The 24613-nt window shown below is 61.7% G+C and carries 23 protein-coding genes and 1 tRNA gene; 12 read left to right on the top strand and 12 right to left on the bottom strand.

All coding sequences use genetic code 11. The features are described 5' to 3' along the window. Positions 1 to 48: 48 nt before the first annotated feature. Both RY113_RS00925 and RY113_RS00920 read left to right on the top strand, forming a co-directional pair. Positions 49 to 522: a tRNA (cytidine(34)-2'-O)-methyltransferase gene (locus RY113_RS00925; protein ID WP_110107066.1), complete on the top strand. Its 474-nt coding sequence runs from the start codon at positions 49 to 51 to the stop codon at positions 520 to 522. A gap of 77 nt (positions 523 to 599) precedes the next feature. Further along, positions 600 to 1406 (top strand): class I SAM-dependent methyltransferase, encoded by an 807-nt coding sequence (locus RY113_RS00920; protein WP_110107065.1) that lies wholly within the window; start codon positions 600 to 602, stop codon positions 1404 to 1406. Between the two features lie 13 nt (positions 1407 to 1419). Here the strand turns inward: RY113_RS00920 and RY113_RS00915 are convergent, their stop codons facing one another. From RY113_RS00915 to RY113_RS00905, 3 genes are all read right to left on the bottom strand, one after another. Next, a complete protein-coding gene (locus RY113_RS00915; RefSeq protein WP_315912972.1) occupies positions 1420 to 1896 on the bottom strand; it encodes a hypothetical protein in 477 nt (158 codons plus the stop codon). Positions 1897 to 2389: 493 nt separating this feature from the next. After that, positions 2390 to 3358 (bottom strand): electron transfer flavoprotein subunit alpha/FixB family protein, encoded by a 969-nt coding sequence (locus RY113_RS00910; protein ID WP_315912971.1) that lies wholly within the window; start codon positions 3356 to 3358, stop codon positions 2390 to 2392. A gap of 12 nt (positions 3359 to 3370) precedes the next feature. Beyond that, positions 3371 to 4195 (bottom strand): electron transfer flavoprotein subunit beta/FixA family protein, encoded by an 825-nt coding sequence (locus RY113_RS00905; protein WP_315912970.1) that lies wholly within the window; start codon positions 4193 to 4195, stop codon positions 3371 to 3373. 258 nt (positions 4196 to 4453) lie between these two features. Here RY113_RS00905 and RY113_RS00900 point away from each other — a divergent pair, with 258 nt between their 5' ends. Both RY113_RS00900 and RY113_RS00895 read left to right on the top strand, forming a co-directional pair. After that, the gene (locus RY113_RS00900) at positions 4454 to 5224 is read left to right on the top strand and encodes an ABC transporter ATP-binding protein (protein ID WP_315912969.1); all 771 of its coding nucleotides are present in this window, start codon (positions 4454 to 4456) and stop codon (positions 5222 to 5224) included. 5 nt (positions 5225 to 5229) lie between these two features. Then, positions 5230 to 6567, top strand: coding sequence for an FtsX-like permease family protein (locus RY113_RS00895; protein ID WP_315913339.1), 1338 nt, complete (start codon positions 5230 to 5232; stop codon positions 6565 to 6567). A gap of 246 nt (positions 6568 to 6813) precedes the next feature. Here RY113_RS00895 and RY113_RS00890 read toward each other — a convergent pair whose 3' ends face one another. After that, complete coding sequence (locus RY113_RS00890; protein ID WP_315912968.1) at positions 6814 to 8634, bottom strand: trypsin-like peptidase domain-containing protein; 1821 nt, start codon at positions 8632 to 8634, stop codon at positions 6814 to 6816. Positions 8635 to 8910: 276 nt separating this feature from the next. Between RY113_RS00890 and RY113_RS00885 the strand changes: the two genes are divergently transcribed. Next, the gene (locus RY113_RS00885; RefSeq protein WP_315912967.1) at positions 8911 to 10938 is read left to right on the top strand and encodes a TPM domain-containing protein; all 2028 of its coding nucleotides are present in this window, start codon (positions 8911 to 8913) and stop codon (positions 10936 to 10938) included. A 232-nt stretch (positions 10939 to 11170) separates the two neighbouring features. After that, on the top strand, positions 11171 to 11947 hold the full coding sequence (locus tag RY113_RS00880) for a PspA/IM30 family protein (RefSeq protein WP_110107059.1): 777 nt from the start codon (positions 11171 to 11173) through the stop codon (positions 11945 to 11947). Positions 11948 to 12064: 117 nt separating this feature from the next. Here the strand turns inward: RY113_RS00880 and RY113_RS00875 are convergent, their stop codons facing one another. Further along, positions 12065 to 12922 (bottom strand): aldo/keto reductase, encoded by an 858-nt coding sequence (locus RY113_RS00875; RefSeq protein WP_315912966.1) that lies wholly within the window; start codon positions 12920 to 12922, stop codon positions 12065 to 12067. 151 nt (positions 12923 to 13073) lie between these two features. On the opposite strand from RY113_RS00875, the gene RY113_RS00870 reads away from it, so the two are divergent. The 4 genes from RY113_RS00870 to RY113_RS00855 all read left to right on the top strand — a co-directional run bounded on the left by RY113_RS00870 (position 13074) and on the right by RY113_RS00855 (position 16378). Continuing rightward, a complete protein-coding gene (locus tag RY113_RS00870) occupies positions 13074 to 13484 on the top strand; it encodes a molybdopterin-binding protein (protein WP_110107057.1) in 411 nt (136 codons plus the stop codon). Between the two features lie 44 nt (positions 13485 to 13528). Continuing rightward, positions 13529 to 14359 (top strand): molybdate ABC transporter substrate-binding protein, encoded by an 831-nt coding sequence (gene modA / locus RY113_RS00865; protein WP_315912965.1) that lies wholly within the window; start codon positions 13529 to 13531, stop codon positions 14357 to 14359. A 103-nt stretch (positions 14360 to 14462) separates the two neighbouring features. Next, entirely contained in the window at positions 14463 to 15251 is a 789-nt protein-coding gene (locus tag RY113_RS00860) for an ABC transporter permease (RefSeq protein ID WP_245932261.1), read from the top strand. Next, on the top strand, positions 15248 to 16378 hold the full coding sequence (locus RY113_RS00855; RefSeq protein ID WP_315912964.1) for an ABC transporter ATP-binding protein: 1131 nt from the start codon (positions 15248 to 15250) through the stop codon (positions 16376 to 16378). The genes RY113_RS00860 and RY113_RS00855 overlap by 4 nt, the downstream gene beginning before the upstream one ends. A 440-nt stretch (positions 16379 to 16818) precedes the next feature. Here the strand turns inward: RY113_RS00855 and RY113_RS00850 are convergent. The 5 genes from RY113_RS00850 to RY113_RS00830 all read right to left on the bottom strand — a co-directional run bounded on the left by RY113_RS00850 (position 16819) and on the right by RY113_RS00830 (position 21129). Continuing rightward, positions 16819 to 16895 (bottom strand) — tRNA-Met (locus RY113_RS00850). 202 nt (positions 16896 to 17097) lie between these two features. Further along, positions 17098 to 17874: an enoyl-CoA hydratase gene (locus RY113_RS00845; RefSeq protein ID WP_315912963.1), complete on the bottom strand. Its 777-nt coding sequence runs from the start codon at positions 17872 to 17874 to the stop codon at positions 17098 to 17100. Between the two features lie 54 nt (positions 17875 to 17928). Further along, positions 17929 to 18891: a 3-hydroxyisobutyrate dehydrogenase gene (mmsB, locus tag RY113_RS00840; protein ID WP_315912962.1), complete on the bottom strand. Its 963-nt coding sequence runs from the start codon at positions 18889 to 18891 to the stop codon at positions 17929 to 17931. A gap of 21 nt (positions 18892 to 18912) precedes the next feature. Next, a complete protein-coding gene (locus RY113_RS00835) occupies positions 18913 to 19974 on the bottom strand; it encodes an enoyl-CoA hydratase/isomerase family protein (protein ID WP_315912961.1) in 1062 nt (353 codons plus the stop codon). 18 nt (positions 19975 to 19992) lie between these two features. Further along, positions 19993 to 21129: an acyl-CoA dehydrogenase family protein gene (locus RY113_RS00830; RefSeq protein ID WP_315912960.1), complete on the bottom strand. Its 1137-nt coding sequence runs from the start codon at positions 21127 to 21129 to the stop codon at positions 19993 to 19995. On the opposite strand from RY113_RS00830, the gene RY113_RS00825 reads away from it, so the two are divergent. Next, complete coding sequence (locus tag RY113_RS00825) at positions 21128 to 21307, top strand: hypothetical protein (protein ID WP_315912959.1); 180 nt, start codon at positions 21128 to 21130, stop codon at positions 21305 to 21307. The two genes, RY113_RS00830 and RY113_RS00825, sit on opposite strands and share 2 nt — an antisense overlap. Here the strand turns inward: RY113_RS00825 and RY113_RS00820 are convergent. Continuing rightward, on the bottom strand, positions 21297 to 22250 hold the full coding sequence (locus RY113_RS00820; RefSeq protein ID WP_315912958.1) for a cytochrome b/b6 domain-containing protein: 954 nt from the start codon (positions 22248 to 22250) through the stop codon (positions 21297 to 21299). The genes RY113_RS00825 and RY113_RS00820 overlap by 11 nt on opposite strands. A gap of 419 nt (positions 22251 to 22669) precedes the next feature. Here RY113_RS00820 and RY113_RS00815 point away from each other — a divergent pair, with 419 nt between their 5' ends. Continuing rightward, on the top strand, positions 22670 to 23206 hold the full coding sequence (locus tag RY113_RS00815) for a MarR family winged helix-turn-helix transcriptional regulator (protein ID WP_110107050.1): 537 nt from the start codon (positions 22670 to 22672) through the stop codon (positions 23204 to 23206). Positions 23207 to 23396: 190 nt separating this feature from the next. On the opposite strand, the gene RY113_RS00810 is transcribed toward RY113_RS00815, so the two are convergent. Next, a complete protein-coding gene (locus RY113_RS00810) occupies positions 23397 to 24458 on the bottom strand; it encodes an MBL fold metallo-hydrolase (protein WP_315912957.1) in 1062 nt (353 codons plus the stop codon). Positions 24459 to 24613: the final 155 nt, after the last annotated feature.

Here is a 24613-nt window from a genome sequence, read left to right as displayed (position 1 = left end):
AGGTGCGCGGGTCAGTCCACGCCGGCCCCGGGCGGTAGTATGAAATACGTGTTTCGCATCCTCTTCCTGACGCCCGAGATCCCTGGCAACACTGGCAATGCCATCCGATTAGCCGCCATTACCGGCTCCGAACTGCACCTAGTGGAGCCGTTGGGATTCGACTTTTCCGACGCCAAATTGCGCCGTGCCGGCCTGGATTACCATGATCTCGCCGTTGTCACAGTCCACACATCCCTCGAAGCGGCGTGGACCGCGCTTGCCCCTGAACGAGTTTTCGCCTTCACCTCAGACGGCGAAGCCAGCTACACCGACATCGCCTACCAGCCGGGAGATGTGTTGATGTTTGGTCGCGAATCTGACGGTCTTCCCGAGGACGTCAAGGCCGATCCGCACATCACCGCCCGCGTCCGTTTGCCAATGTTGCCGGCCCTGCGCTCCCTGAATTTGGCCAACGCCGCCTCCATCGCAGTCTTTGAAGCCTGGCGCCAAAACGGATTCGCCGGCGCGCAAATCCAGGCCTAGCCCTGATCCGCTGCCGGACTCCCCGACAGCTGCACCATAGAACTTTTACTGATTCTTTCGATCCACTGGAGGTACGCATGTCCGCTCGCGATCCTGGCCTGGCGTTCACCGACGGAGCCCTGCAATTTGAGGCCTGGGCGGACAAGCTCTGGGACCCTATGGGCCGCGATGTGGCAGCCGCCGCCGTCCTGGCACCCGGTGAGAAGGTCCTTGACGCGTGTTGTGGAACCGGAGCGGCAACCCTCCCGGCCGCCTTGGCTGTGGGCCCCACAGGAACGGTCGACGGCGTTGACCTCTCCACCGGGCTGCTGCGGATCGCCGCGGCAAATCTGGGCGAACGCGGCATCCTCAACACCACTTTGACCGAGGCCGACGTCACCGAATGGCGCGGGCACCGCACCTTCGACGCCGTCCTGTGCTCGTACAGCATGTTCTTCTTCGCCGATATGGAAGCCGGTGTGGAACACCTGGCCTCCATGCTGCGTCCGGGCGGTCGCATAGTCATGAGTAGTTGGATCGAGGGAGCGCTGGAACCATTCGCCGCCCGCATCCTGGAGGCTGCCATCAAGGAACGTCCCCGCTTGGCTGGTGTGGTTCCGTTGCCTAATCAGAACATGGCCCGTATTAACTCAGTGGAAAAGTTCACCGCCTGGCTGGATCAGCGGGGCTTTGAAGACGTCTCCGTTTCTTTGCACCCCTTGACCCTGACCGTGGACGACGCCATGGCGTGGAACCTTGTCATGGGCAGTGGATGGCGCACCTTGCTGCCCCGCGACCCTGAAGCAATCGCCCGCGTCCGGCGCGACTTCATTAAGTCCGTGGGCCCTCGAATTGAGATGAATTCGGACGCCATGATCGCCACGGCATCGGTCCCCCGCACCTAGTTTCCGCAGCATTTCAGCAAATGCCCCATGGCCCTGTCATGGGCCGGCTCTGGCGCAGCCCTGCCTGGCGCAAAATTCTCGCCAATGTCTCCGTGTTCATGAGTTCCTTCCAGTCCCATCTGGCGAATCCCACGCCCTGTGACCGGATCTGGTTTTCACGCACCTTTTCAGCCATGATTCGCTCCTGCAGGGTGAGCCCACCACCCCAATTGGCACGGAGATACGTGCCCCGCCCATCAAACTCTCCAACGATCCGTTGCTCCTGGAACCAAAAGTCTGCTTTTGCCTTCTTTCCATTTCGGAGCACAAACGACTTCTGCAGAATCGGGATGGGAAACCCCAGTTGGAACATCTTTACCCGGCTTAGTGACTCCCAGGCCGAGCCGGATAAGGCCGAAGCAAATTCAATGACCTTCAATGTTCTTTGTTGAGCAGCCCTACTATGCAGCTGGAATGCCGCGGTCCGCAATTCCTCCACTGTCAATGGCATTCCTTGGGGCACCTCCGGAGCCCATGCCGGCCAGTGGTCAAAGGGCGGCGAATTGGGCGTGCGAAAGATGTTTCTATTCCACGAGTTACCGGGAGGATGCAGGCTTGAGTCACAGACAGCAACAGCATAGGGAAAGGCCAAGGTGTCTATGAGCTCCATGGTGGTGCTGAGCTTGTCTGTGACCAGAAACGGCCCACACCGCAAAATGCCTTCCGTTCATGAACCAATGTGTCTGATGACCCCGTAGCGTTCTCTGGCCGATAGTGTGCCCCACTGTGCGGAATCAACATAAATTCCCCGCCGCACCCGAACCAGCAGCCCCTTCCGTTCCCAGGTGGCCAACTTGCGGTGGTTTTGGCCAAGAAGGTCATATTTAGAAAGCAAAAATGCCGCCGTTTGACGTACATGCCAGGGCTCAAACCCTGGCATTTACGTCAAACGGCGGCATTTCCCGGTGCGCTGGCAAGGAGCACGCGCCCCCCGGACGCGGCAGCTAGGCGCGGCGCTTCTTGATCTCCTCCACAGCCTGCGGGAGCACCTTGAAGAGGTCGCCCACAATGCCGAAGTCGGCAATCTCAAAGATCGGCGACTCGGAGTCCTTATTCACGGCCACAATCAGCTTCGAGGTCTGCATGCCGGCCTTCTGCTGGATGGCTCCGGAAATGCCCACCGAAATGTACAGCTGCGGGGACACCTTCTTCCCGGTCTGGCCCACCTGCGAGGCGTGCGAGATCCAGCCCGCGTCAGTGGCGGCACGTGAGGCGCCCACGGCTGCGCCCAGCACATCCGCTAGTTCCTCGATCGGGCTAAAGTCACCGTCCACGCCGCGGCCACCGGCCACAATGATGCGTGCATCCTCCAGCTCGGGTCGGCCAGAGGCTGCGCGCGGGGTGCGTGAAACAACACGCGCACCCAGACTTGCCGGTGCGAAAGCCACGTCCACTGCCTCGACGGCCGGGGACGTTGCCTCAGCCGCAGCGCCAGCCTCAACACTGTGAGCCTTGACGCTGATGACGGACACGGCAGAAACCGCCTGCGCCTGCACAGTCCAGGACCCGGCAAGGATCGATTTGTGCGCAACCAAGGTACCGCCGTCGTACGTCACGGAGACAGCATCGGTGATGACGCCAGCGTTCAGGGCCACGGCGGTGCGTGCAGCGATCTCCTTGCCCGCGGCGCCGTTGTCGACCAGCACGGCGCTGGCGGAAACGGCTGCTGCGGCCTGGGCGAGGAGATCGGCCTTGGGCGCCACCAGGTACTGGCCCAGCTCGGCCTGCTCGGAGTGGAGCACGCGGGTCACGCCATAAACGCCCAGATCCGCCAGCACGTCGGCAGCGACAGGCCCGGCCACCACGGCCACCGGCTCGCCGGCGCCGCGGGCCAAGGTCAGCAGCTGGCGGACGGTGGTGGAAAGTTTGCCCGGAGCATCCAGCTGATCAATGTAAACAACAATTGCACTCATAAAATGGGTTCCTTAGATCAGTTTCGCAGCGGCCAGGAAGTCAACGAGCTGGATGCCGGCGTCGCCCGCATCGGTGATGATGGTGCCAGCTGAGCGCGCGGGGCGCTCAGCAGCCGCCGTCACCTTGGTCAAAGATCCGGCATGTCCAACGGCGTCCGCCGAGATCCCAAGATCCGCCAGGGACACCGTGGTCACCTTCTTCTTCTTCGCAGCAAGAATGCCCTTGAAGTTGGGGTAGCGGGGATCGTTGGCCTGATCGGTCACCGAAACCAGCGCCGGGAGGGTGGCCTGAATTTCCTCAGAGAATTCATCGCCGTCGCGGCGGGCGGTGACAGTGTTCCCGTCAACCTCCAACGCCGAAGCGAAGGTGATCTGTGGCAGGCCCAGACGCGCCGAAAGCTGCGCCGGAACAATGGAGGTCTCACCGTCGGTGGACGCCATGCCCGTAATGACCAAGTCAACCGGGCCCAAGGACTTGATGGCGGCCGCCAAAACCAGGGAGGTTGCCCAGGCATCGGAGCCTGCGAGTGCATCATCGCACACATGCAATCCCTGTGTTGCCCCGATCTGCAGCGACTTCTTCACTGCCACAGCAGCCGATGCCGGCCCAACGGTGAGCGCCGTAACAGTGTTTCCACCCTTAACTCCACCCCGTGCATCGGTCAGCGCAAGCGCTGCTTCCAAGGCATATTCATCGAGTTCGGAAAGGATGCTCTCACTGCGATCTAGCGCGTGAGCAGCTCCGGAGAGCTGACGGTCAAATTGCGCATCTGGCACATATTTGACCAGTACGACAATATTCAGTGCTGAATTTTCCACTGCTGTCCTTTGTGTCATGGACGGATGGTTCGCGCGGCACCACTGCCCCGAGTCGGGGCAGGTGCTGCAGCGTCGTCCTTGGCCTACCCCATCAGCTTAGTTCGTGGCAGCGCAGGGACGGAATTTTCTTGGTCGATTCTTTACTCCCAGCGAACACCGGCGCCGCTTTGCGTGGGCTGTGCGGGCTGGCAACTCCCACCATGGGTGGAGCGAGCGCTTCCGTTTTGCCCACCACGGACCGATGAATCATCCGAGCATCCACGACAAAGTTGAAGCATGAACACAACAATCTTGAGCGCACGCTCCCTGTCCAAGTGCTATGGCGACGGCATTGCCTTGAACAACGTGGACCTAGACATTGCCGCCGGCGAATCCGTGGCCATCATGGGCGCGTCCGGCTCCGGCAAGACCACCTTGCTGCACACGCTGGCCGGTATCACCTCCCCCGACGCCGGCTCCGTGAACTATGCCGGCACCGAGGTGAGCGCCCTGAATGAAACCCAACGGTCCAAGCTGCGGCGTGAGGCGTTCGGTTTCGTGTTCCAAGCCGGCCTCCTTATCCCGGAGCTGACGGCCATTGAAAACGTGGCCCTGGCCCTGATGCTCAATGGCGTGCCCCGGCGCGACGCGGAGGCGCAGTCGGCCGGTTGGCTGGCCCACTTGGGTTTGGCCGGCATGGAGGCACGCCGCATCGGTGAACTCTCCGGCGGCCAGGCCCAGCGCGTTGCCATTGCCCGCGCCCAAGTCACCGGTGCCCGGATCGTGTTTGCCGACGAACCCACCGGCGCCCTCGACTCGCACACTTCCGCCAACGTCATGAGCGCACTGCTCGCCGCGACGGCAGGGCGAGGCAATACCTTGGTCCTGGTCACGCACGATCCCACCGTTGCCGCCCGTTGCTCCCGCACCCTTTACATGCACGACGGCGTCATCTCCCTTGCGCCGGCTGCCCACCCGGATGCCACTCCCCCACCTGTTGCACACCCGGTTTCCACACAGGATGGCAGCACGTTCATGCAGAACCAGAACTGGGCGGGCCAGCCGTGAACAAAATGAAATCAACGTTTTCCATCCTGTGGCTGACCTCCCGCCCCTCCTCCGGCAGCAAGGCCGTCATCGCCCTGCCCGCCGTCGCATTCGCCCTAGTCACTGCCCTGTTGCTGATTGTTTTGGCAGGCGGGCTCAGCTTTTTCACCAACCCCGCACAGGACGATGAGTTCGGTACCGCCGGCGCCTACCAAATGCTGGCCGCGCTGGCAGTGTCCCTCATGGTGTTGCCCATGCTCACGCTGGGCGGTTCGGCCGCCCGGCTCTCAGCCCGGCGCCGCGACGAACGCCTCTCCACACTACGGCTCCTGGGTGCCACTGCGGCACTGGTATCCGTCATGACAATTGTGGAATCCACCGTCATCGCTTGTGTGGGGGTGCTGGCCGGGGTTGTGCTGTACGTTGCCGCCCTGCCCGCCATTGCGCTGATCCCCTTCCAAGGCCAAGCCTTGGGGTTAGATAAGCTGTGGCTCCCCGCGAACGTGCTGGTGATTGCTGCCGCGGCCCTGATCCTGTTGGCTGCAGTAAGCGCCGCGGTGGGGCTGCGCCAAGTGGTGCTCTCCCCGTTGGGTGTGCGCACGAGGCAAAACGCGCCCACAGTGCACTGGCTCCGGTTGGCGCTTGGGGGTGTGGCCGCCGTCGTACTATATGCGGTGATGAGTACTGCCATGTCCAGCCCCTCGCTGGCCATCGTGGTGGTCATGGTCTGCGGAGGTTTTGCCGGCGGGCTGGCGGTGCTGAATCTCATGGGACCGTTTGTGCTCAAGTGGCTGGCAGGAATTGGGCTGCGCAGGGCGCAAACTCCCGTGAAGCTGCTGGCCGCGCGGACCGTGCTGGAATCGCCCAAGGCGGCGTGGCGGCAGGTTAGCTCGCTATCCATGACGAGCTTCATCGCCGTGATCGCCGGGACGGGGTTGGCGCTGATTTCCGCGGCGGGCGAGAGCAGCAACCCCGCAGAAATGTACCTGACCGGCGACATGCGCACAGGCGTACTCATTACGGTGGTGGCGTCATTCCTGCTGGTGGCTGCCAGCGCCGGCGTCAACCAGGCCGCTGCTGTGCTGGACCGGCGCGAGCTATATGTAAGCCTGGACCGGCTGGGCATGCCACGCTCCGTCATGGATGCTGCACGCAAGCGGGCCGTGATGTCACCGGTTCGGCTGGTCACTGTTGGATCCGCCGCGCTGGCTGTGATCCTGCTGTTCCCGCTGACCGGTGCCGCATTGATTTTTGCGCCACTCTCGCTCGTGGTCATCGCAGGGGTACTGGCGTGCGGAATTGGACTCGTAAGATTGGGGCTGGCCGCATCCACCCCGGTTCTAGGCAAAGTACTGGCGCAGTAGCCACCGCGCCCAACATCCGCGCCCGGACCCCACACCACCGCGCAACATCCGCGCCCGCCCCCCACATCCGCGCCCGGTTGTACGGGCGCGGATGTGGGGGGCGGGCGCGCCAATGGTTGGAGCAAGCGAAAAGAGTCCCCGCTGGAAGCTCCAAAAGTTGGTAGCTCCCTGCGGGGACTCTCTTATGGACTCTGCCGGTGCCAGCGCGTCCAGTGCGGACTTGCAGGGACCCGGCAGGGCTCCGATCTAGCTAGCTGCCATGGTATCCAGTGTGACGTCCACGCTCTGGGCCTTGCCTGCCCGGGTGAAGTCCACCTTGACGGTGGCGCCGCCCGCTTGTTCACGAACGGCGGCTGTCAAATCTGCAGGGTCCGAGATGGTGCGGTTGCCCATTTGAGTGATGACATCGCCCTCCTTCAAGCCTGCTTTCGCAGCGGCGCTTCCTGCCGTCACCTTAGCCACGGTGGCACCAGTTGAGAAGGAACTACTTGACCCCGTTGAGGAGGTACCACCGACTGTGACACCTAGCTGGCCGTGGGTGGCCTTACCGGTTTTGATGATGTCCTGAGCAATCCGCTGGGCATGATCCATGGGGATGGAGAAACCCACACCGATGTTGCCACTTTGGCTGCTGGAGCCGGATGAACTGCCCGTTGAGGCGATAGCTACGTTGACACCGATGACCTGGCCTTGTGCATTGACTAGGGCACCACCGGAGTTGCCGGGGTTGATGGCCGCGTCGGTCTGGATCACGTTCAAATTCACCGTTCCCGTGGGCGTTGTGCTGGATTGCCCACCGCCCGGAGGCGAGAATTGGAAGCCATTGCCACCATCGCCTTGATTCGGGGAGGAGTCTCCGGGGGTTTCCGGAACAGCAGAGGACGCCACTTGGATGGTGCGGTTCAGCGTGGAGACAATACCTTCGGTGACTGTGGCATTGAGGCCTAGCGGCGAACCGATCGCGATCACGGTGTCACCGACATTGATCTTGTTGGAGTCACCCAGCGTGGCCGGAACCAGATTGGGTGCATCAATTTTGATGATGGCAAGGTCTGAGAGCGGGTCAGTACCAACGATCGTGGCGTCATAAACCTTGTTATTGCTGGTCTGGACCTGAATAGTGGCGTGCGCGGCCGCCCCGTCCAGCGTGACAACGTGCGTGTTGGTCAGGATATGACCTTCCGTGTCCAAGATGATCCCTGAACCTGTGCCGCCGGAAGTGCCGCTCGTGGCCGAAATGGTGACCACCGACGGCATGGCCTTGGCAGCGGCCGCCGTCACCTGATTGACCGAGTTGGTGTTATTGACCACCAAGGGGGCACTCTGCTGGCTGCTACCGGTGGCGGTGTTGTTATTCTGCTGGTCGAGCAGGAACAAGGATCCGCCGCCCACCAGCCCGCCCACTAACGCTGCGGCCAAAACGCCGGAGGTGAACATGCCCATGCCCACCTTCCTGCCTTCCTTGCGCCGGCTTTGCGGTGCAACGGCCGGTGCCACTGAGTGTGGATAAGCGTTTGACGCCGGATAGCCCGGCCCGGCATATCCCTCACCAAATCCTTGGTGACCAAAGCTCTGCGGGATGGGTTCCGTGGGGTTCTGGGACGTTGCGCTGTGGGATGTTGCGCTGTGGGATGTTGCGCTGTGGGATGGGGCCCCGTAGGCCGGCGGAGCAGCATATCCGGGGGACGGAGCTCCGGCTGGGGGCTGCTGGGGGGCTTGCGACTGCTGGGTTGGCCTGACGGGCTGGGCCTGAGGAGCCGGGGCATAGGGAGCTTGTGGAGCCTGGGTATAGGGAGCCTGCGACTGCGGAGCTTGAACAGGGGCGGCCCAGGGCTGCTGTTCCTGCCGTGGCGCAAAGGAGGGGCTGGCAGGTGTAGCGCCGGTATGGGGTGCTTGCGCGAATCGCGGCTGCTGGGGCTGCTGCGATGCAGATCCCTCGGGCTGGGAAGTTTCGGGCGCAGTTGCTTCGGGCGCAGTTGCGGCACCGTCGTGCTGGGAGGGGGTGGGCTGGTCCTGCTCGGATTGTTCGTTGCTGCGTGTGGTGTTTTCACCGTTGTTCTCAGACATCAGCTGTCCCTTCATTGAAATCCTGTGTGATGAATCCTTGCTTGAGTTTCATCATGTCGTTCGTGGCTGGAGCCTTGACGAACGTTCGCTGGAAGGTAGCTGTGAAGGTTCATCAGCTCCCATTATCTCCCCTGCCCAGCAGCGGTGGCATTATCCGGACAGCGAAAAACTTGCTGTGCTTAGCCAGGCCAATCGAAACTGCCCCATAGTATCGTGTGAAGTATTAAGCCCGATTCCCAGAGTGGTCCCGCTGTGGTCCCACACCAAAGGTGAGCGATGTTTGCACGGTTGAAGGTATATCCCCCAGTTCTAGCAGTCTTGGCATTGGTGGCACTGATGTTGTTCCCGGCAGCTCTGGCACACGCCGAACCGCCCGTGAGTATTCCCGGCGGCACCTACATTGTGGACAATGCCAATGCTCTTGGCAATCAAAAGGCCGAGGTTCAAAACGCGATCACGAAATTGAGCAAGGACCACGGTGTGACGCTCTTCGCGGTCTATGTCGACTCCTTTGATGGGCAGGCCCCGGAGGCGTGGGCCCAAACTGTTGCCACCGAGAAAAACATGGGCCAGTTCGATGTTCTGCTGGCCGTGGCTGTCCAAACAAAACAGTTTGGATTCGTTGGCGGCACCAACACGTTCCTGACCCCAGCCCAAGGCTCCACCATTCAATCGAGCGCCATCAAACCCCAGCTCTCCGCTGGGAACTGGGCGCAGGCCGCCATCGATGCAGCCGCAGCCCTGGGCGATGCAGCCAGCGGAGGTAAGGGCAAGGTCCCCGACCCAACCGGTGGATTCGTTGCGTTGGGAGTGGGAGGCGTCGTGGTGGTTGGCGGTGCCGGTACGGCCCTCTACATGCGTAGGAAGCGCAAGAAGAACGCTGCTGAAGCCACCGCCAAGGGTTACGGACCCGACGGGGCAGCCCTGGACCCCAATGCCGGCATGACCATCCCGGAGCTGCGTTCCAAGGCCGGTTCCCTGCTGATCGCCGCCGATGACGCCATCAAGACCAGTGAGCATGAGATTGGTTTCGCCCAGGCATCCTATGGAGATGCGGCCGTCAAACAATTCCAGGCAGCGTTGGACAGCGCCAAGACGCACCTGTCCGAATCGTTCAAGCTCCAACAACAACTCGACGACGAAGTTCCGGACACCATTGAAGAACAGCGGACGTGGCTCGGAGAAATTATCAAACGCAGCGAGGACGCCAACGCTGCATTGAATGCCGAGAAGGCCGGCTTCGATGAGCTCCGCGAGCTGGAACGGACGGCTCCAACCGTGCTGGCCAGCCTTCGGGCCCAGGCCGCCGAAGCTCGGAAGGAAGTTGCCGGTGCCGAACAAAAGTTGACGGCGTTGACAGCTCAATACTCCGAGACCGCATTGGCACCGGTGCGCGACAACGTTGCCGAAGCCACCGAACGCCTCGATTTTGTTGACACTGCGGCAGCCGAGGCTGATACCAAACTGGCGGGATCGGATACGGCAGGCGCTGCTGTTGCGGTCAAGGCCGCCGAGGAAAGCCTGCTACAAAGTAGTGTGCTGCTACAAGCCATCACCAAAACCGAGGCTGCCATTAATGACGCGGCCACCACGTTGCGGGCTGCACTTCCAGCAGCCGTTGCTGATCTTGAACAAGCTAAGTCCATGGTGGCATCGGCTCAGTTTGCCCGCTACGCACCCACCGTCCAGGCCGCAGAAACCTCACTCGACGATGTGCGCATGAACGCTGCTGCAGGTAAACCGGACCCCGTTGCGCTGCTGACCGCTGTGCAGACTGCTCACACTCAGCTCGATGAACTCTTGATGGGCATCCGAGATCAGCAACAGCAAGCCCTGCGCGCTCAGGCCTCACTACAACAAGCTCTTGCCGGGGCACAGGCAACTATCGCCACCGCCAAGGACTTCATTGCCGCCCGTCGCGGCGGGGTTGGATCAGCGGCCAGGACCCGGCTCTCCGAGGCGGAACGCAACTTCGACTACGCCGTGAGCATTGCCGATTCTGATCCCAGCAACGCATTAACTTATGCCCAACAAGCACAAGCACTGGCCCAACAAGCCATCCAGTACGCGCAGAACGATGTTGATCGCTTCGGCGGAGGCGGAGGGTACGGCGGAGGAGGCCGCGGATCCATGGGCGGAGGAATGGGCGGCGCCATTCTCGGCGGCATCATTGGCGGGCTGCTGTCCGGCGGTGGAGGCGGAGGCTTTGGGGGAGGCGGTTTTGGTGGCGGAGGCGGCGGTGGCTTTGGTGGTGGAGGCGGTGGAGGCGGCGGCGGCTTTGGTGGTGGCGGCGGTAACTTCTAGTTCCGCCGGGTGCACTGCGCCCACACTTGTTCCTCTGGCTGCGAAGCTACTGCGCAACATAACGGCAGGCACCCAACCCAGGAACCGGCGTCGAACGTTCACGGCATTGCACCGCCGGGTAGGCTGGGCAAGAATTCAGGAAGGTCCTTTAGACTCAAACACTATTGGACGCCTCGCACCGTACTTATTGAGATTTCTATTTGATGCAACCAGCAAATGTAAGGGGTAAAGAATGGCAAAGCAGTCAATTTTCGGCCGTATCTCACAGTTGGCCAAGGCCAACATCAATGCGCTTTTGGATCAGGCCGAGGACCCTCAGAAGATGCTTGACCAGATGGTGCGCGATTACAAGGCCAACATCACCGAGGCTGAAAGTGCCGTTGCTCAGACCATCGGCAACCTGCGCATGCTCGAAGATGACTACAACGAGGACGTAAAGAACGCCCAGGATTGGGGTTCCAAGGCCCTCGCCGCAAGCCGCAAGGCTGATGAATTCCGCTCCGCAGGTAATCCTGCCGACGCTCAGAAGTTCGACAACCTGGCCAAGGTGGCGCTGCAGCGTCAGATCTCCTCTGAGAATGAGGCCCGTGCGGCACAACCGAACATCGCCGCTCAGACGGATGTGGTTGACAAGCTCAAAACTGGTTTGCAGCAGATGAACGGCAAGCTCAGTGAATTGGCCAGCAAGCGCAATGAGCTGATTGCACGCTCCAAGACGGCGGCTGCGCAGAGTCAGGTGCACGATGCGCTCAAGAGCATCGACATCATGGACCCCACCAGTGAGGTGAGCCGTTTCGAGGAGAAAATCCGCCGCGAAGAAGCTAAGGTGCGTGGACAGAACGAGCTCGCCGCCTCCAGCCTGGATGCCCAGTTCAACTCCCTCGAGGACTTGGGCGAGCAGACTGAGGTTGAAGCCCGTTTGGCTGCTTTGAAGGCTGGCGGATCACCGGCTCCGGCTGCCATCACGGCAGCGGATCACATTGACGAAGCTGAGTTCGATTCGCTCTAATTCCTAGCCGCTGCGACTGGGCAGCTACAAAAGTGTGGCTCCACATGGGTGGTTTCGGATTCCTCCGAAACCACCCATGCTTATTGAGCAGATATGGGACCTGCGCCGTCCGTGCGTCTACATCTGGGTGAAAGCGGCTACGGCAGGATCGGCCCCAATCCGTTCGCCAGTTTCCAAGGCGGAGATAGCTGCTATTTCCTCGGAGCTCAGGCTAAAACTCGTGGCGGCCAAATTCTCTCGGATGCGTTGCGGGGTTACTGACTTAGGGATCACAATATTCCCGAGCCCCAGATGCCAGGCAAGCACAATCTGGGCCGCAGTCGCCCCATATTTGGCAGCCAATTCGCTCACAACGGGGCTGGACAAATCCCGGCCCTGTCCCAGCGGGCTGTAAGCCTGAACCGCAATATCATGGCTGCGACTCTTTTGTGCCAGCGCATCCTGCGTGAAACTAGGGTGCACCTCAATCTGGTTGACTGCCGGCACCACTGTGGAGTTGGCCAGCAATTCGTCAAGGTGCTCAGGGAGGAAGTTGGAAACTCCAATGGCCCTGATGTGCCCCTCGGCGTAGAGGATCTCTAGTTCCCGCCAGGCCTGCACGTAGAGTCCTTGAGATGGGACGGGCCAATGGATGAGGTACAGATCGATCGTGTCCACGCCCAAGGCCTTGCGGCTTGCCTCAAACGCTGCCCGGGGGCTGCCCTGTTCGCCGTTGCGCAGCTTGGTGGTCAGGAAAATCTCGTCCCGCGGTATACCGGATTCCGCAATCGCGGCACCCACACCGGCCTCATTGCGGTAGGCGGCGGCTGTATCAATATGCCGGTAACCAGCTGCCAGTGCCTCGCCCACGGCGAGGCGGGTCTCCTCCGGCGGAATCTGGAAGACACCGAACCCCAACTGCGGGATGGTGACGCCGTTGTTCAAAGTCAGCACAGGTACGGCTCCTGCAAGTCCGGTATTAATAGGTGCATTCATGTCCAACTCTTTCCTTTCGGGCCTCCCCTACGTGAAGGCGACTCACTTCAGCTTAGAGCCACCAGCCCGCCAGCGCAGTAGCTGTCCGCGCCTGAAGATTACTGCACGCCAAACAGTCCTAGATGCCGTATTTGCGGATAGAATGGCCTATATGACACCTATTCGCGTTTCAGAAGCCGCCCGTTTCCTTGGTGTCAGTGACGACACCGTGCGCCGCTGGCTCGAGAATGGCACCTTGCACGGCAGCAAGGACCAACAGGGGCGGATGGTGGTGGACGGCGTTGAGCTGGCTGCCTTGGCGAAGAAGCAATCACAGCTGCCCGACGATCCCACCGGAATTGGCAGCTCCGCACGCAACCGTATGGTGGGCCTTGTAACCAACATTGTGATGGATAGGGTCATGGCCCAAGTTGAAATGCAGTGCGGGCCATTCCGTGTGGTCTCGCTCATGAGCAGTGAAGCCGTGCGCGATTTGGGGCTTGAACTCGGTTCAGTGGCCACAGCAGTAGTGAAGTCAACCAACGTCATTATCGAAGTGCCGGCAAAGGGGAAAACCGCATGAAAATGTTCACACGATCGTCATGGAAAGCATCTGGATCTCGGAGCATGGCTGGGCGCCTAGGCTCCGGGCACAGGGGAATCCGGTACACAGCCCTCGCGGCCGGTGCCGTGATGGCGTTAGGCTTGGCCGCATGCGCTCCCTCCGCGGATCCAGCCCCGCAAAATTCTCCTTCCGCTCCTGTCATGGACAGTCCGGAACTCTCCGGCACGCTCAATGTCTACGCCGCCGCCTCACTGAAAAAAACGTTCACCGAGATGGCAACACAGTTCGAAGCCGCCCACCCGAAGGTGAAGGTCTCACTCAGCTTTGACGGCTCCTCCACACTGGTCACCCAGATCAAGGAAGGTGCCCCAGCTGATGTTTTCGCCTCTGCCGACCAGGCCAACATGAACAAACTCAGCGACGCCGGGCTCGTCCAGGGAACCCCCGTTGAGTTTGCCAATAACTTCTTGACCTTGGTGGTCCCGCCCGGCAACCCCGCGAGCATCACCTCCTTTGCCGATGCCGCCAAGGAAGGCGTAAAACTTGTCATTTGCGCACCCCAGGTGCCGTGTGGCGCCGCCAGCGCCTCAGACGCCAAGTCCGCCGGCCTGACGTTGAAACCCGTCAGCGAGGAACTGAACGTCACCAGCGTTCTGGGTAAAGTCACCTCCGGTGAGGCAGACGCCGGACTGGTCTACGTTACAGACGCCAAAACCGCAGGGGACAAAGTGGTGAGCATCCCGCTCGGGCTCAAGAAGCCCACCATCAACCACTACCCCATTGCCGCCGTCAACACTTCACAATCCCCTCAGGTAGCTCAGGCCTTCATTGCCTTGGTGACCGGGGAGCAGGGCCAAAAGACTCTCCGGGACGCTGGATTTGGCGCTCCCTAAGACCTTCTCCCCTCACCACGGCGCCCCAACCGGCCCAGATGCCGGGGCCGCGCGTGGTGGTAGCTGGCGCCGTTCATGGCAGTACTCAGGGGTCCCAGCGTGGATTTATGCTCTCGCGGCGTTGGGGGCATTGTTCATTCTGCTGCCACTGACCGGTATGGTGGCACAGGTCAACTGGGGGCAGTTCCTGCCACTTATTAGCTCAGAATCCTCCGTGGCTGCCCTGTTGCTAAGTCTGCGAACTGCGGCTGCGAGTACCGTGCTGTGCATCATTTTTGGCGTACCGCTGGCGTTACTGCTGGCGCGGACGCAGTTTTTTGGACAACGAATTCTACGCGCTTTGATACTGCTGCCGCTGGTGGTGCCTCCAGTGGTGGGCGGTTTGGCGCTGCTGTACACCTTTGGCCGAGCCGGACTGATGGGCAAGTCGCTGCAGCTGGTGGGCATCAATATTGCGTTCTCCACCACGGCCGTCATCATGGCGCAAACCTTCGTGGCACTACCGTTTCTGGTGCTGAGCCTCGAGGGGACGTTGCGCACCGCCGGACAGAAATATGAGGCCGTTGCCGCAACGTTGGGAGCCCGTCCCGGAACCGTGCTGCGCCGGGTGACCGTGCCGCTGGTGCTGCCGGGGCTGATCTCCGGGGCTGTGCTTTCCTTTGCCCGCAGTCTGGGTGAATTTGGCGCTACGCTGACGTTTGCCGGTAGCTTGCAGGGTGTCACACGGACCCTGCCATTGGAAATCTATTTGCAGCGTGAAACGGACCCTGAGGCCGCCGTGGCACTATCCTTCCTACTCATTGCTGTGGCCGTGATTGTAGTGGCGTTGACGTACCGGGCGCCGAAGCCACCGCAACACTCTTCTGTGTCCGGACGGGCGGATGCCTTATGACCCTGCAACTGAAAGCAACCCTCGCCGTCCGGAATGTAGATTTTGAATTACATGTGCAGCCGGGCGAAACCCTCGCCATCATGGGCCCCAACGGAGCGGGCAAGTCCACGGCCGTGCATATGCTGGCGGGCCTGCTCAAACCCGATTCCGGACTCGCTACTTTGGACGGGCGCACCCTGTTCCGGCTCTCCCCCGGCGGCGGCTCCAGCGCTGGCTCCGGCGGCGGCAAGGGCCGCGGCGGTTCGCTGTGGTTGCCCCCGCATGAACGCGGCATTGGCTTGCTGGCGCAGGAACCACTTCTTTTCCCGCACCTGAATGTACTAGACAATGTGGCCTTTGGCCCGCGAAGCCAAGGAGCCACGAAGAAGGCAAGCCGCGAAACAGCCCGCCATTGGTTGGATGAGATAGGCGCGCTGGAGCTTGCTCGACGACTACCGGCAGCGTTGTCCGGCGGGCAGGCACAACGGGTGGCTCTGGCCCGGGCACTCGCCACAGATCCAGAATTGCTGCTACTCGATGAACCCATGGCCGCACTCGATGTGAACAGCACCCCGTTCCTGCGCAGCCTGCTCAAACGCGTGCTGACCGGGCGCCGTGCCATCATCGTCACGCACGACGTCCTGGACGCACTCATGCTCGCGGACCGCATCATTGTGATGGCGCACGGACGGATCGTAGAATCCGGCCCCACCGCCGCGGTGCTGTCCCATCCGCGCAGCGCCTTTGCCGCCTCATTGGCCGGACTCAACGTCCTCTCCGGCTCCTTGTCCGGAAACATTCTTTCCATGCCCGACGGCGTCCAAGTCACCGGCCAGCCCGTCGGTAGCCAAGCAGTCGGCGCCCAAAGTGACGGAGCCGGTAGTGGTGCCCGTGGTGAGCTGGCCGCGATAGCCGCATTCCCGCCGTCGGCGGTGTCAGTGTTCTTGGCCCCGCCGGCAGGAAGCCCGAGGAACTGCTTCAGGGTACGGGTGAGCGACTTGGAGCCCCACGGCGGTCACATTCGAGTCCGGGCCGGGCAGATGTCCGCCGACATCTCCCCCGCCGCCGTCGCCGAGCTTGGATTGGCACCGGGTGCCGATGTGTACTTCGTGGTTAAGGCAGCAGAAGTACTTCTTTACCCGGCCTAATCCTCCGGCCCTACTACCAACGCTCCTGCAGCGGCTGAGGCAGACGTGGGCCACAAGGGTATTCAGGGGCGCAGGTCCACCGGCAGGGATCGGTAGACCTGCCAGGCTGCATCCATTTGTGCCTCAAACCAAGCGCGCAGGAGCTGGCTGCAGCGCTGGCCCGCCGGGACTCTTGTGTCCGCGGTGACGGCTCCGCTGAGTTGCCGCGTTGCAGTGCCGTAGAGACAAGGGCGTAGCTGCGGGCAAAGTCAGCCAGTACCAGCGGGAGAACTCCGTGCTGGTCAAGGAACGCTCCAGCGCTGGACGCTGCGGCACGCTTTCCGCGGAAATCACAACGACACCTTCACCCAATTTTTGGCTCTCGAACCCGGCGCAGCCGGCTAGCGACGGCACGGGGAAACGAAAAACCCCCGGTCATCTGACCGAGGGTTTTCCTCATCTGGTTGCGGGGACAGGATTTGAACCTGTGACCTCCGGGTTATGAGCCCGGCGAGCTACCGAACTGCTCCACCCCGCGTTGCGTCCTCAACAGTACATGCATTTTCGCCAATCACCAACTCGAGTGGTTGTTGGGCCTGAAACGCCGGTTTTGAGGGTGGTTCCGTGGGGCACCCGGCCGCCCCACATCATGGGGCAACCGGATCGGGACTAGGATTCGCGCCCCTGTGAGGGAGGGTTTCCCAAAAAGCCGCCAAAGGTGAGGGAGCGTCGGAAGGAAATTAGCGGTGTTTGAAATTGGCCGGGCGTTTTTCGGTGAAGGCTGCCATGCCTTCCTTCTGATCCTCGGTGGCGAAACAGGCGAAGATCCCGCGCCGCTCGTGCCGAACTCCCTCGGCAAGGGTGGACTCAAAGGCCGCGTTGACGGCTTCCTTGGCGATCATGGCCACGGGCTTTGACATGGAGGCGATGGTGGCAGCGGTTTCCATGGCCTCCTCCAACAGCGCATCAACAGGAACCACCCGGGCCACCAACCCGGCCGCCTCGGCCTCAAGCGCGCCCATAACCCGCCCGGTCAGCACCATTTCCATGGCCTTGGCTTTACCGATGGCGCGGGTCAGCCGCTGCGAGCCGCCCATCCCCGGAATGACGCCCAACTTGATCTCCGGCTGGCCAAACTTTGCGTTCTCCGCGGCAATGATGAAGTCCGCGATCATGGCCAGCTCGCACCCACCGCCCAAGGCATGGCCAGCCACGGCGGCGATGAGCGGGGTCCGGACCCGGGCCAGCTCATCCCAGGCTGAAAACCAGTCGGCAAGGTACATGTCAACGGAGGATTTACTCGCCATCTCCTTGATGTCCGCACCTGCGGCGAAGGCCCGTGAGGATCCTGTGATGACAATGGCTCCCACCCCGGGGTCGGCATCAAAGGCCCGTGCCGCGGCCAGAATTTCACGGCCCATGGTGTCACTGAGTGCGTTCAAGGCTTCGGGACGGTTGAGCGTTATGAGGCCAACCCGGCCGCGTTGTTCGGTCAGGATCAAGGAATACTGCGTCATGACAAGGTCTTCCGTTTCAGTAAATGGAGAGGTGTCTGGGAAAAAGGAGCAAGCTCAGTCGGAGGTGGCACCGTCCGAGGCAGCCCGGATGGTGTTGATGATGCCCGAGAAATCGGTTCCGGCTCCGCCTTCCAGAGCGAACTCACGGTATATTTCCTCGGCGGAGCGCCCCATCACGGCGTCCACGCCTGTCGCATTCAGGGCCTCCACGGCCAGCCCCAGGTCCTTAGCCATGAGCGCCCCGGCGAACCCGGGTTGGTAGTCGCGGTTGGCGGGGCTGGCGGCAACGGGCCCCGGTACCGGGCAGTTGGTGGTCAGCGCCCAGCATTGTCCGGACGCATTGGCGGCAACATCGTACAGCGCCTGGTGTGTCAGCCCCAGCTTTTCACCCAGCACAAACGCCTCGCTGACGGCGATCATGGACACACCCAAGATCATGTTGTTGCACACCTTGGCGGCCTGCCCGGCGCCGGGGCCACCACAGAGCACAATCCGTTTACCCATCACCTCAAACAACGGCATGCCCGCGGCAAAGTCCTCCTCGGAGCCGCCCACCATAAACGTCAAGGTGCCAGCCTCGGCCCCCATGACACCGCCGGACACGGGAGCATCCAGGCCACGGTGGCCGGAGTTAGCCACCATCCAATGTGCGGCCCGTGCGTCCTCGACGGAAATGGTGGAGCATTCCAGGAACAGGGCACCTGGTTTAGCTGCGGCCAGCAGCCCGCCACCGGGACCTTCGCCCTCGAACGCGGCAAACACGTGCTTGCCAGCTGGCAACATGGTGATGATGACATCAGCGCCATCCGCGGCTGCGGCTGAGGATTCCGCCACCACCACACCGGCCGCGGCTGCCGCTTCCAGCGCCGCGGGCACCACATCAAATCCGGTGACTGAATAGCCCGCCTTCACCAGGTTGGCTGCCATGGGGCCACCCATGTGTCCCAGACCGATGAAAGCCACCTGCGCATCAGTACCAACGCTGGCACCTGCCCCTGTTGCTGAGTCCTCGCTCATGGTCCTGCTCCCTTCATCCACTTACAAAACGGCATCGGCGGCTGGTGCCACCAGGCCCAGTTCCCGCGGACCCAAATCCGCAAAGGCACCGTCCACCACAGCGGCGGACACTTCCGCCAGCGTGGTGGGTGACCACTTCGGGTTCCTGTCCTTGTCCACCAACTGCGCCCGGATTCCCTCGGCAAAGTCCGGCCACGCCAGTGCCCGCAAGGACACCCGCAGCTCCTGGTTCAGCACCTCTTCGAGGGACCCCAACGCCTTGGCTCGCCGCAGCGCAGCCAACGTCACGGTCACGGCCGTGGGCGACTTCGCGGCGATGGTCTCCGCCGCCGCCTGGGCCACCGGATCATCAACGCGAGCCAAGCGCTCAAGGATGGTGCCGGCGCAGTCCGGGGCATAGCACTCATCAATCCACCACCGGGCCGCAGCCAGCGCAGATTCCGGGGGCACCTGCCCATGACGGGCGACGACGGAGCTTGCCCCCCGCTGTGCCAGCTCGGCCACCAGCGTGGGCAGGACCGCAGAGTCAACAAAGTGGGTGGCCAGGCCCATGGCGATCGCGTCGGCACCGCTGACCATGGCCCCTGTCAGCCCGGCGTGCGTGCCCAGCTCCCCCTGTGCGCGGGAGAGCAGGAACGTGCCGCCCACGTCAGGGACGAAGCCGATGCCCGTCTCCGGCATGCCGATCCGGGAACGTTCGGTGACAATCCTGTGCGAGGCGTGCGCAGAAATGCCTACACCGCCGCCCAGCACCACCCCGTCCATGAGCGTCACAATGGGCTTCGCATAGCGGGCGATGCGGGCATTGAGAAGGTACTCGTCACGCCAGAACTGCTCGCTGGAATCCCCGCCGGTACGGGCATCGTGGTAAATGGAGACAATGTCCCCGCCGGCACACAATCCCCGCTCACCGGCACCCGAAATGAGAACGGTACTCACGGCGTCGTCCGTTTCCCACTCGTCAAGGGCGGCCGCAATGGAAAGGATCATGCCGTGGTTCAGCGCGTTGATGGCTTTGGGCCGGTTCAGGACCAGCTGCCCCAGCCCACCGCTGCGCTGCACAAGAACTTCATTGGGTTCCATGGTTACATCCTCCACTTCTTAACGCTCCACGGCCAGACGGCCAATGATCAAGCGCATAATTTCATTGCTGCCTTCAAGAATTTGGTGCACTCGCAGGTCCCGGACCAGTTTTTCCAGCCCGTACTCGCTGAGGTAGCCGTACCCGCCGTGCAACTGCAGAGCCTGGTTGGCCACGGTAAACCCGGCATCTGTGGCTACGAGCTTGGCCATGGCACACAGTTTCACGGTGTCCGGGGAGCCGGTGTCCAGGGCATGCGCGGCGCGCATCAGCATGGTCCGGGAGATTTCCAAATCCGTCTCCATCTGCGCAATTTGAAACAGCAGGTGCTGTTTTTCAATCAGCGGCCCACCGAATGCTTGCCGTTCCTTCAGGTAGGCGATGGACTTTTCCAGTGCCGCCCGGCCACCGCCGAGGGAGCAGGCGCCAATGTTCACGCGCCCACCGTTGAGTCCCTTCATGGCGATGCCGAAACCGTCGCCCTCCTCACCGAGCCGGTTCGCCACAGGGATGCGCACGTTCTCAAACACCACCTGGCGTGTGGGTTGAGCCCGCCAGCCCATCTTCTTCTCATTCGCCCCGAAGCTCAGCCCGGGTGCGTCATGGGGAACTACGACGGCGGTGATCCCCTTTGCGCCCTGGTCCGCCGTGCGGACCATCACCAAATACCACGCGGAGGAGCCTGCCCCGGAGATGAATTGTTTGGTGCCGTTGAGCACGTAGTCATCGCCGTCGCGTACAGCCCGGCTGGTGATGGCGGCCGCATCGGAGCCCACGCCGGGCTCTGAGAGGCAGTAGCTGGTCAGCTCTGTCATGGCTGTGATTCCGGGGAGCCATGCGGCGCGCTGTTTTTCATTGCCGAAGGCGTCGATCATCCAGGCCACCATATTGTGGATGGAAATGTAGGCGGCAATGGTGGGATCCACTGCCGAGAGCTCCTCGAAGATCAGCACCGCGTCACTCCGGCTCAGGCCGGAGCCGCCATATTCCTCCGCGACGTAAATCCCGCCCATGCCCAATGCCCCAGCCTGGGCCAGTACATCCACCGGAAAATGTTTGTTCTCATCCCATTGGGCCGTGTGGGGGGCAAGTTCGGTGGTGGCAAAGTCTCGCACCATCTCCACGACTGCCTGCTGCTCGGGGCTGAACTCATTCATGGCGTCTCCTTCATACCGCATCTTTGCGGCCTCAGTAGTGGAGGTGGCGCGGCGCCAACTCCTGGTGGTGACGGGGATAGTGGTGACGGGGATAGTGGTGACGGGGGTAGTGGCTGCGGGGCTGGCGGGCCCACTGTGGTGGGTGCCGCCGTCGTACTTCTATGGAACTATTTGGTGACCTTGCCCATCAGGGAAGCCACGGGGCGCAGGAACAGCGGTTGCGCCAAGAACCAGGCGGCGGCCATGACCACCAGGGATGCGGCGAAGATGCCAAAACCCCACCAGTTGACCTCGTTGGAGGAGGCGTACATGTGGTTGAGGTTGCGCAGGGCGCCTGTGGCCAGGACCAGGGTTACGTGGATGACGATGAAGCCCACGAAGTAGAGCATGACCGGGAAGTGCAGTGCGCGGGCGGCCTGAATGGGGTAGATCTTGTTCAGCGTGGTGGCGTTTTTGGGCCAGGCGCCGGACATGCGCAGGCCCGTGATGATGGCCAGCGGCGCGGCGATGAAGACCGTGATGAAGTACGTCAGCAGCTGCAGGCCGTTGTAGTTGACCCAGCCGTCGTCGGTGGGCCAGTCGAGTGAGAGGTACTGCAGGCCTGCGGAAATCGCGTTGGGGAATACATCCCAGCTGGTGGGCACAATGCGCATCCACTGGCCGGTGAAGAACAGGACCACAATGAAGATGGCGCCGTTGAGGACCCAGAGGGCGTCTAGGGTGAGGTGAAACCACAGGTCAAGGCTGATCTTGGTGGGATTGCCGGGGGTCTTGATCAGGCCCTTGTTGTTCCGGATCCAGTGCGCGGCTGGGCGTTTGGTGGTGCGAACCTGCCAGCCTGAACGGATGATGAGCAGGATCAAAAAGGTGTTGATGAAGTGTTGCCACCCAAGCCAGGCGGGCAGCCCCACGGGGGCGTTCGCTGGCAATTCAGAGGCGCCCGGGTAGGTGGTCATGAAGCCCTGGATCGCCGTCAGAGAGGTCAGCCACCTGACTACTAGGACGGCAACGCCCAGCAGCACGATCAAACCGACCGCTGAAACGCCAATTTTAGCCCACAGGCCTAGACCATTCCAGCGCTCTAAGATGCCGGCGGCCTGCTTACTCTTGGGGGTCGACATTCTCTTGATCCTCTTTCATGTGCTTGCTTCACTCGGGCGGCACCGGCACCGCTGTACAACAATCTTTATGTCTAACAATCTCTATTTCTAACAGTCCGTGTTGCGTTTGCCTCCATTGTCCGTCATGGAGGCCCGCCTGCCACGTACCGTGCCTAGTGGGTCCGGGCACTAGAGAGCAGGATCCTGACGCTAAAAGATGCTGGCGCTAGAAGATGCCAGGAACGCGTCACCCTGCGTCTTTGCGGTGTTGCTTTATCAAAACAGCCATCATCAGCCACTGCCTTTATCGTCATGCACTGTCCTCACAGTGCAGAATACTAGGTACCACTAGCATTTACTAGGTATACCAAGTAAATTGTTGAACTAGCCAGTTTCTCTCCGAGGAATTTGCCTCCAGGAACCCGTAGGAAAGGACTCCCATGGCTTCCCCCACACCGCTTCCTCTGGACCCCATCGCCGAGGCTAAGCGCCAATGGATCGCCCACGGTTGGGCTGATAGTGCGGATGCCATGGCCGCGTATTCATCCGTCATGCGCGCTCATCAACTCATGTACAGCCGGGTCGATGCCGTGCTGAAGCCTCTGGGACTGTCCTACGCCCGGCTTGAATTATTAAGGTTGTTGTCCTTCACGCGTGGAGGTGCGTTGCCCATGGCCAGTGCCAGCGCACGCTTGCAGGTACACCCTACATCTGTGACAAGCGTGGTTGATCGCCTAGAAAAAGACGGCATGGTGCGCCGCGAAGCCCACCCAACGGATGGCAGGGCAACTTTAGTGGTGCTCAGCGATCTTGGGCGGGTGTTGGTGGAGAAAGCAACCACTGTCTTGAACGAAGAGGTGTTTGCCAGCCCTGGCATCCCGGCCGAGGAACTGCGCACCATGACCAGCATCCTGGCCCGCTTCCGCCGCGACTGCGGCGATTTCACCGACCCAGCCCCCACCCCGGACCCCCTCTAGCCCCTCTAGCCCCTCCACCGGACGCTATCCCACTAATGGTCACTCTTTTTGCGACGTTATCCCACCAGTGGCTGCTTTTTCCTATCCCTATCCCACCATTGACGACTCACGCTAAGGAGACGGAGATCATTGCGATAGCGTCCGGCAAAATCATGCCATTAGTGGGATAGCGTGCCCATAAAAGTAACCATTAGTGGGATAGCGTCGGTAGAAGGTTGGGGGTGGCGGGAGTACCTCTCGATACTGAGATCCCCACGTTGCGGCCTTGCTCCGTCAGGTACACCAGATGGCTGGCCGTTTCGGCAAGTGCCAGCCGCAGCGTGAAACCGCGCAGCGATTCAAAGCCGCGCGACCACGTCAGTTCCTTCGACACGTCCCATACGCTCGCAGCCGCCCCGGATTCCAACACAGCAATAACCTCGCGGGAGCGTTCCAGCGTGTGTTCCTTCAGCTCAGCGGCACGGGCCAGCAGCCCTCGGAAACGGTATTCGTGCGCCGGCAGGACCTCCATCTCTGCGCCAGCTTCCATAATTTCCAGCGAGTCGAGGTAATCCCCCAGCGGGTTGGCATGACTGGCAGCTTCGAGCGAGACGTGCGGGGTGATGCGTGGCAGCACGTGGTCGCCCGTGAGGATCAGCGAGTTCCTCTCGTCGATGAGGCAAATGTGCCCGGGCGTGTGCCCGGGTGTGGCCAACACGCGTACCGAAAGCCCAGCAACTGGCAGCAATTCGCCATCTGCCAGGCGCCTCTGCGGCTCGGCTACGCCGGTCATCTGCGCCCAGGTGTCCGCTTGAAAACTCACTTCCTCCAAGTACTGCGCCGGCACGCCCCACGCGACAAATTGTGCCCTATCCTCCTCAACAAACTGTGTGGGGTCCACGCGCCAGTGCGTGGGCAGTGGCTCGTCGGCACCGAGCGCAACCCATGCCCCCGACGCTTCCCGCAACCGCGCAGCCATGCCCAAGTGGTCGGGATGGAAGTGCGTCACCACAATAGCGGTGATGGACGCGGGCGTGAGCCCAGCAGTCGCCAGCCCTGCCTTGAGCATCTCCCAGCCAACATCCGAATCCCAACCGGGATCCACCAGCGCCGCCTCGCCGTCACCAATCAGCAGGTAGGCGAGCGTGTAGCGCATGGGATTATTAATGAAGGGCACGGGGATTGACCACACTCCGGGCCGGACTTCTTCCGCGGCAGGGAGCTCCTTCGCCTTCCACGCCTGGAATTGTTCCTCTGCTGTAACGGTGATCAAGATGCCCTCCAAGAGCTCAGTATGGTTGAAAAATTCGTGTTTCCGCGTGGCTGCCGGGCCAAGGACGCCGCTGCTGCTTTAGAGAGCCTGCGCCGCGGCGTAGCTCTCGCGTAGCTCACGCTTGAGGATTTTCCCTGCGCCGGAGATAGGCAGCG

Origin of the sequence: Arthrobacter sp. lap29, assembly GCF_032458965.1 — a bacterium.
Taxonomy (GTDB): Bacteria; Actinomycetota; Actinomycetes; order Actinomycetales; family Micrococcaceae; genus Specibacter; species Specibacter psychrochitiniphilus.
Note: the sequence above shows the minus strand (reverse complement) of the source record. Positions and strands in the feature narration are given on the sequence as shown.

Coding starts and splice junctions, on each gene's coding strand:
- RY113_RS00845 (WP_315912963.1), bottom strand. CDS start 17,874: ATGACGCAGTATTCCTTGATCCTGACCGAACAACGCGGCCGGGTTGGC.
- RY113_RS00890 (WP_315912968.1), bottom strand. CDS start 8,634: ATGTCTGAGAACAACGGTGAAAACACCACACGCAGCAACGAACAATCC.
- RY113_RS00900 (WP_315912969.1), top strand. CDS start 4,454: ATGAACACAACAATCTTGAGCGCACGCTCCCTGTCCAAGTGCTATGGC.
- RY113_RS00905 (WP_315912970.1), bottom strand. CDS start 4,195: ATGACACAAAGGACAGCAGTGGAAAATTCAGCACTGAATATTGTCGTA.
- RY113_RS00910 (WP_315912971.1), bottom strand. CDS start 3,358: ATGAGTGCAATTGTTGTTTACATTGATCAGCTGGATGCTCCGGGCAAA.
- RY113_RS00870 (WP_110107057.1), top strand. CDS start 13,074: ATGACACCTATTCGCGTTTCAGAAGCCGCCCGTTTCCTTGGTGTCAGT.
- RY113_RS00920 (WP_110107065.1), top strand. CDS start 600: ATGTCCGCTCGCGATCCTGGCCTGGCGTTCACCGACGGAGCCCTGCAA.
- mmsB (WP_315912962.1), bottom strand. CDS start 18,891: ATGAGCGAGGACTCAGCAACAGGGGCAGGTGCCAGCGTTGGTACTGAT.
- RY113_RS00875 (WP_315912966.1), bottom strand. CDS start 12,922: ATGAATGCACCTATTAATACCGGACTTGCAGGAGCCGTACCTGTGCTG.
- RY113_RS00830 (WP_315912960.1), bottom strand. CDS start 21,129: ATGAATGAGTTCAGCCCCGAGCAGCAGGCAGTCGTGGAGATGGTGCGA.
- RY113_RS00855 (WP_315912964.1), top strand. CDS start 15,248: ATGACCCTGCAACTGAAAGCAACCCTCGCCGTCCGGAATGTAGATTTT.
- RY113_RS00885 (WP_315912967.1), top strand. CDS start 8,911: ATGTTTGCACGGTTGAAGGTATATCCCCCAGTTCTAGCAGTCTTGGCA.
- modA (WP_315912965.1), top strand. CDS start 13,529: ATGGCTGGGCGCCTAGGCTCCGGGCACAGGGGAATCCGGTACACAGCC.
- RY113_RS00835 (WP_315912961.1), bottom strand. CDS start 19,974: ATGGAACCCAATGAAGTTCTTGTGCAGCGCAGCGGTGGGCTGGGGCAG.
- RY113_RS00895 (WP_315913339.1), top strand. CDS start 5,230: ATGAAATCAACGTTTTCCATCCTGTGGCTGACCTCCCGCCCCTCCTCC.
- RY113_RS00880 (WP_110107059.1), top strand. CDS start 11,171: ATGGCAAAGCAGTCAATTTTCGGCCGTATCTCACAGTTGGCCAAGGCC.
- RY113_RS00825 (WP_315912959.1), top strand. CDS start 21,128: ATGGCGTCTCCTTCATACCGCATCTTTGCGGCCTCAGTAGTGGAGGTG.
- RY113_RS00815 (WP_110107050.1), top strand. CDS start 22,670: ATGGCTTCCCCCACACCGCTTCCTCTGGACCCCATCGCCGAGGCTAAG.
- RY113_RS00915 (WP_315912972.1), bottom strand. CDS start 1,896: ATGCCATTGACAGTGGAGGAATTGCGGACCGCGGCATTCCAGCTGCAT.
- RY113_RS00820 (WP_315912958.1), bottom strand. CDS start 22,250: ATGTCGACCCCCAAGAGTAAGCAGGCCGCCGGCATCTTAGAGCGCTGG.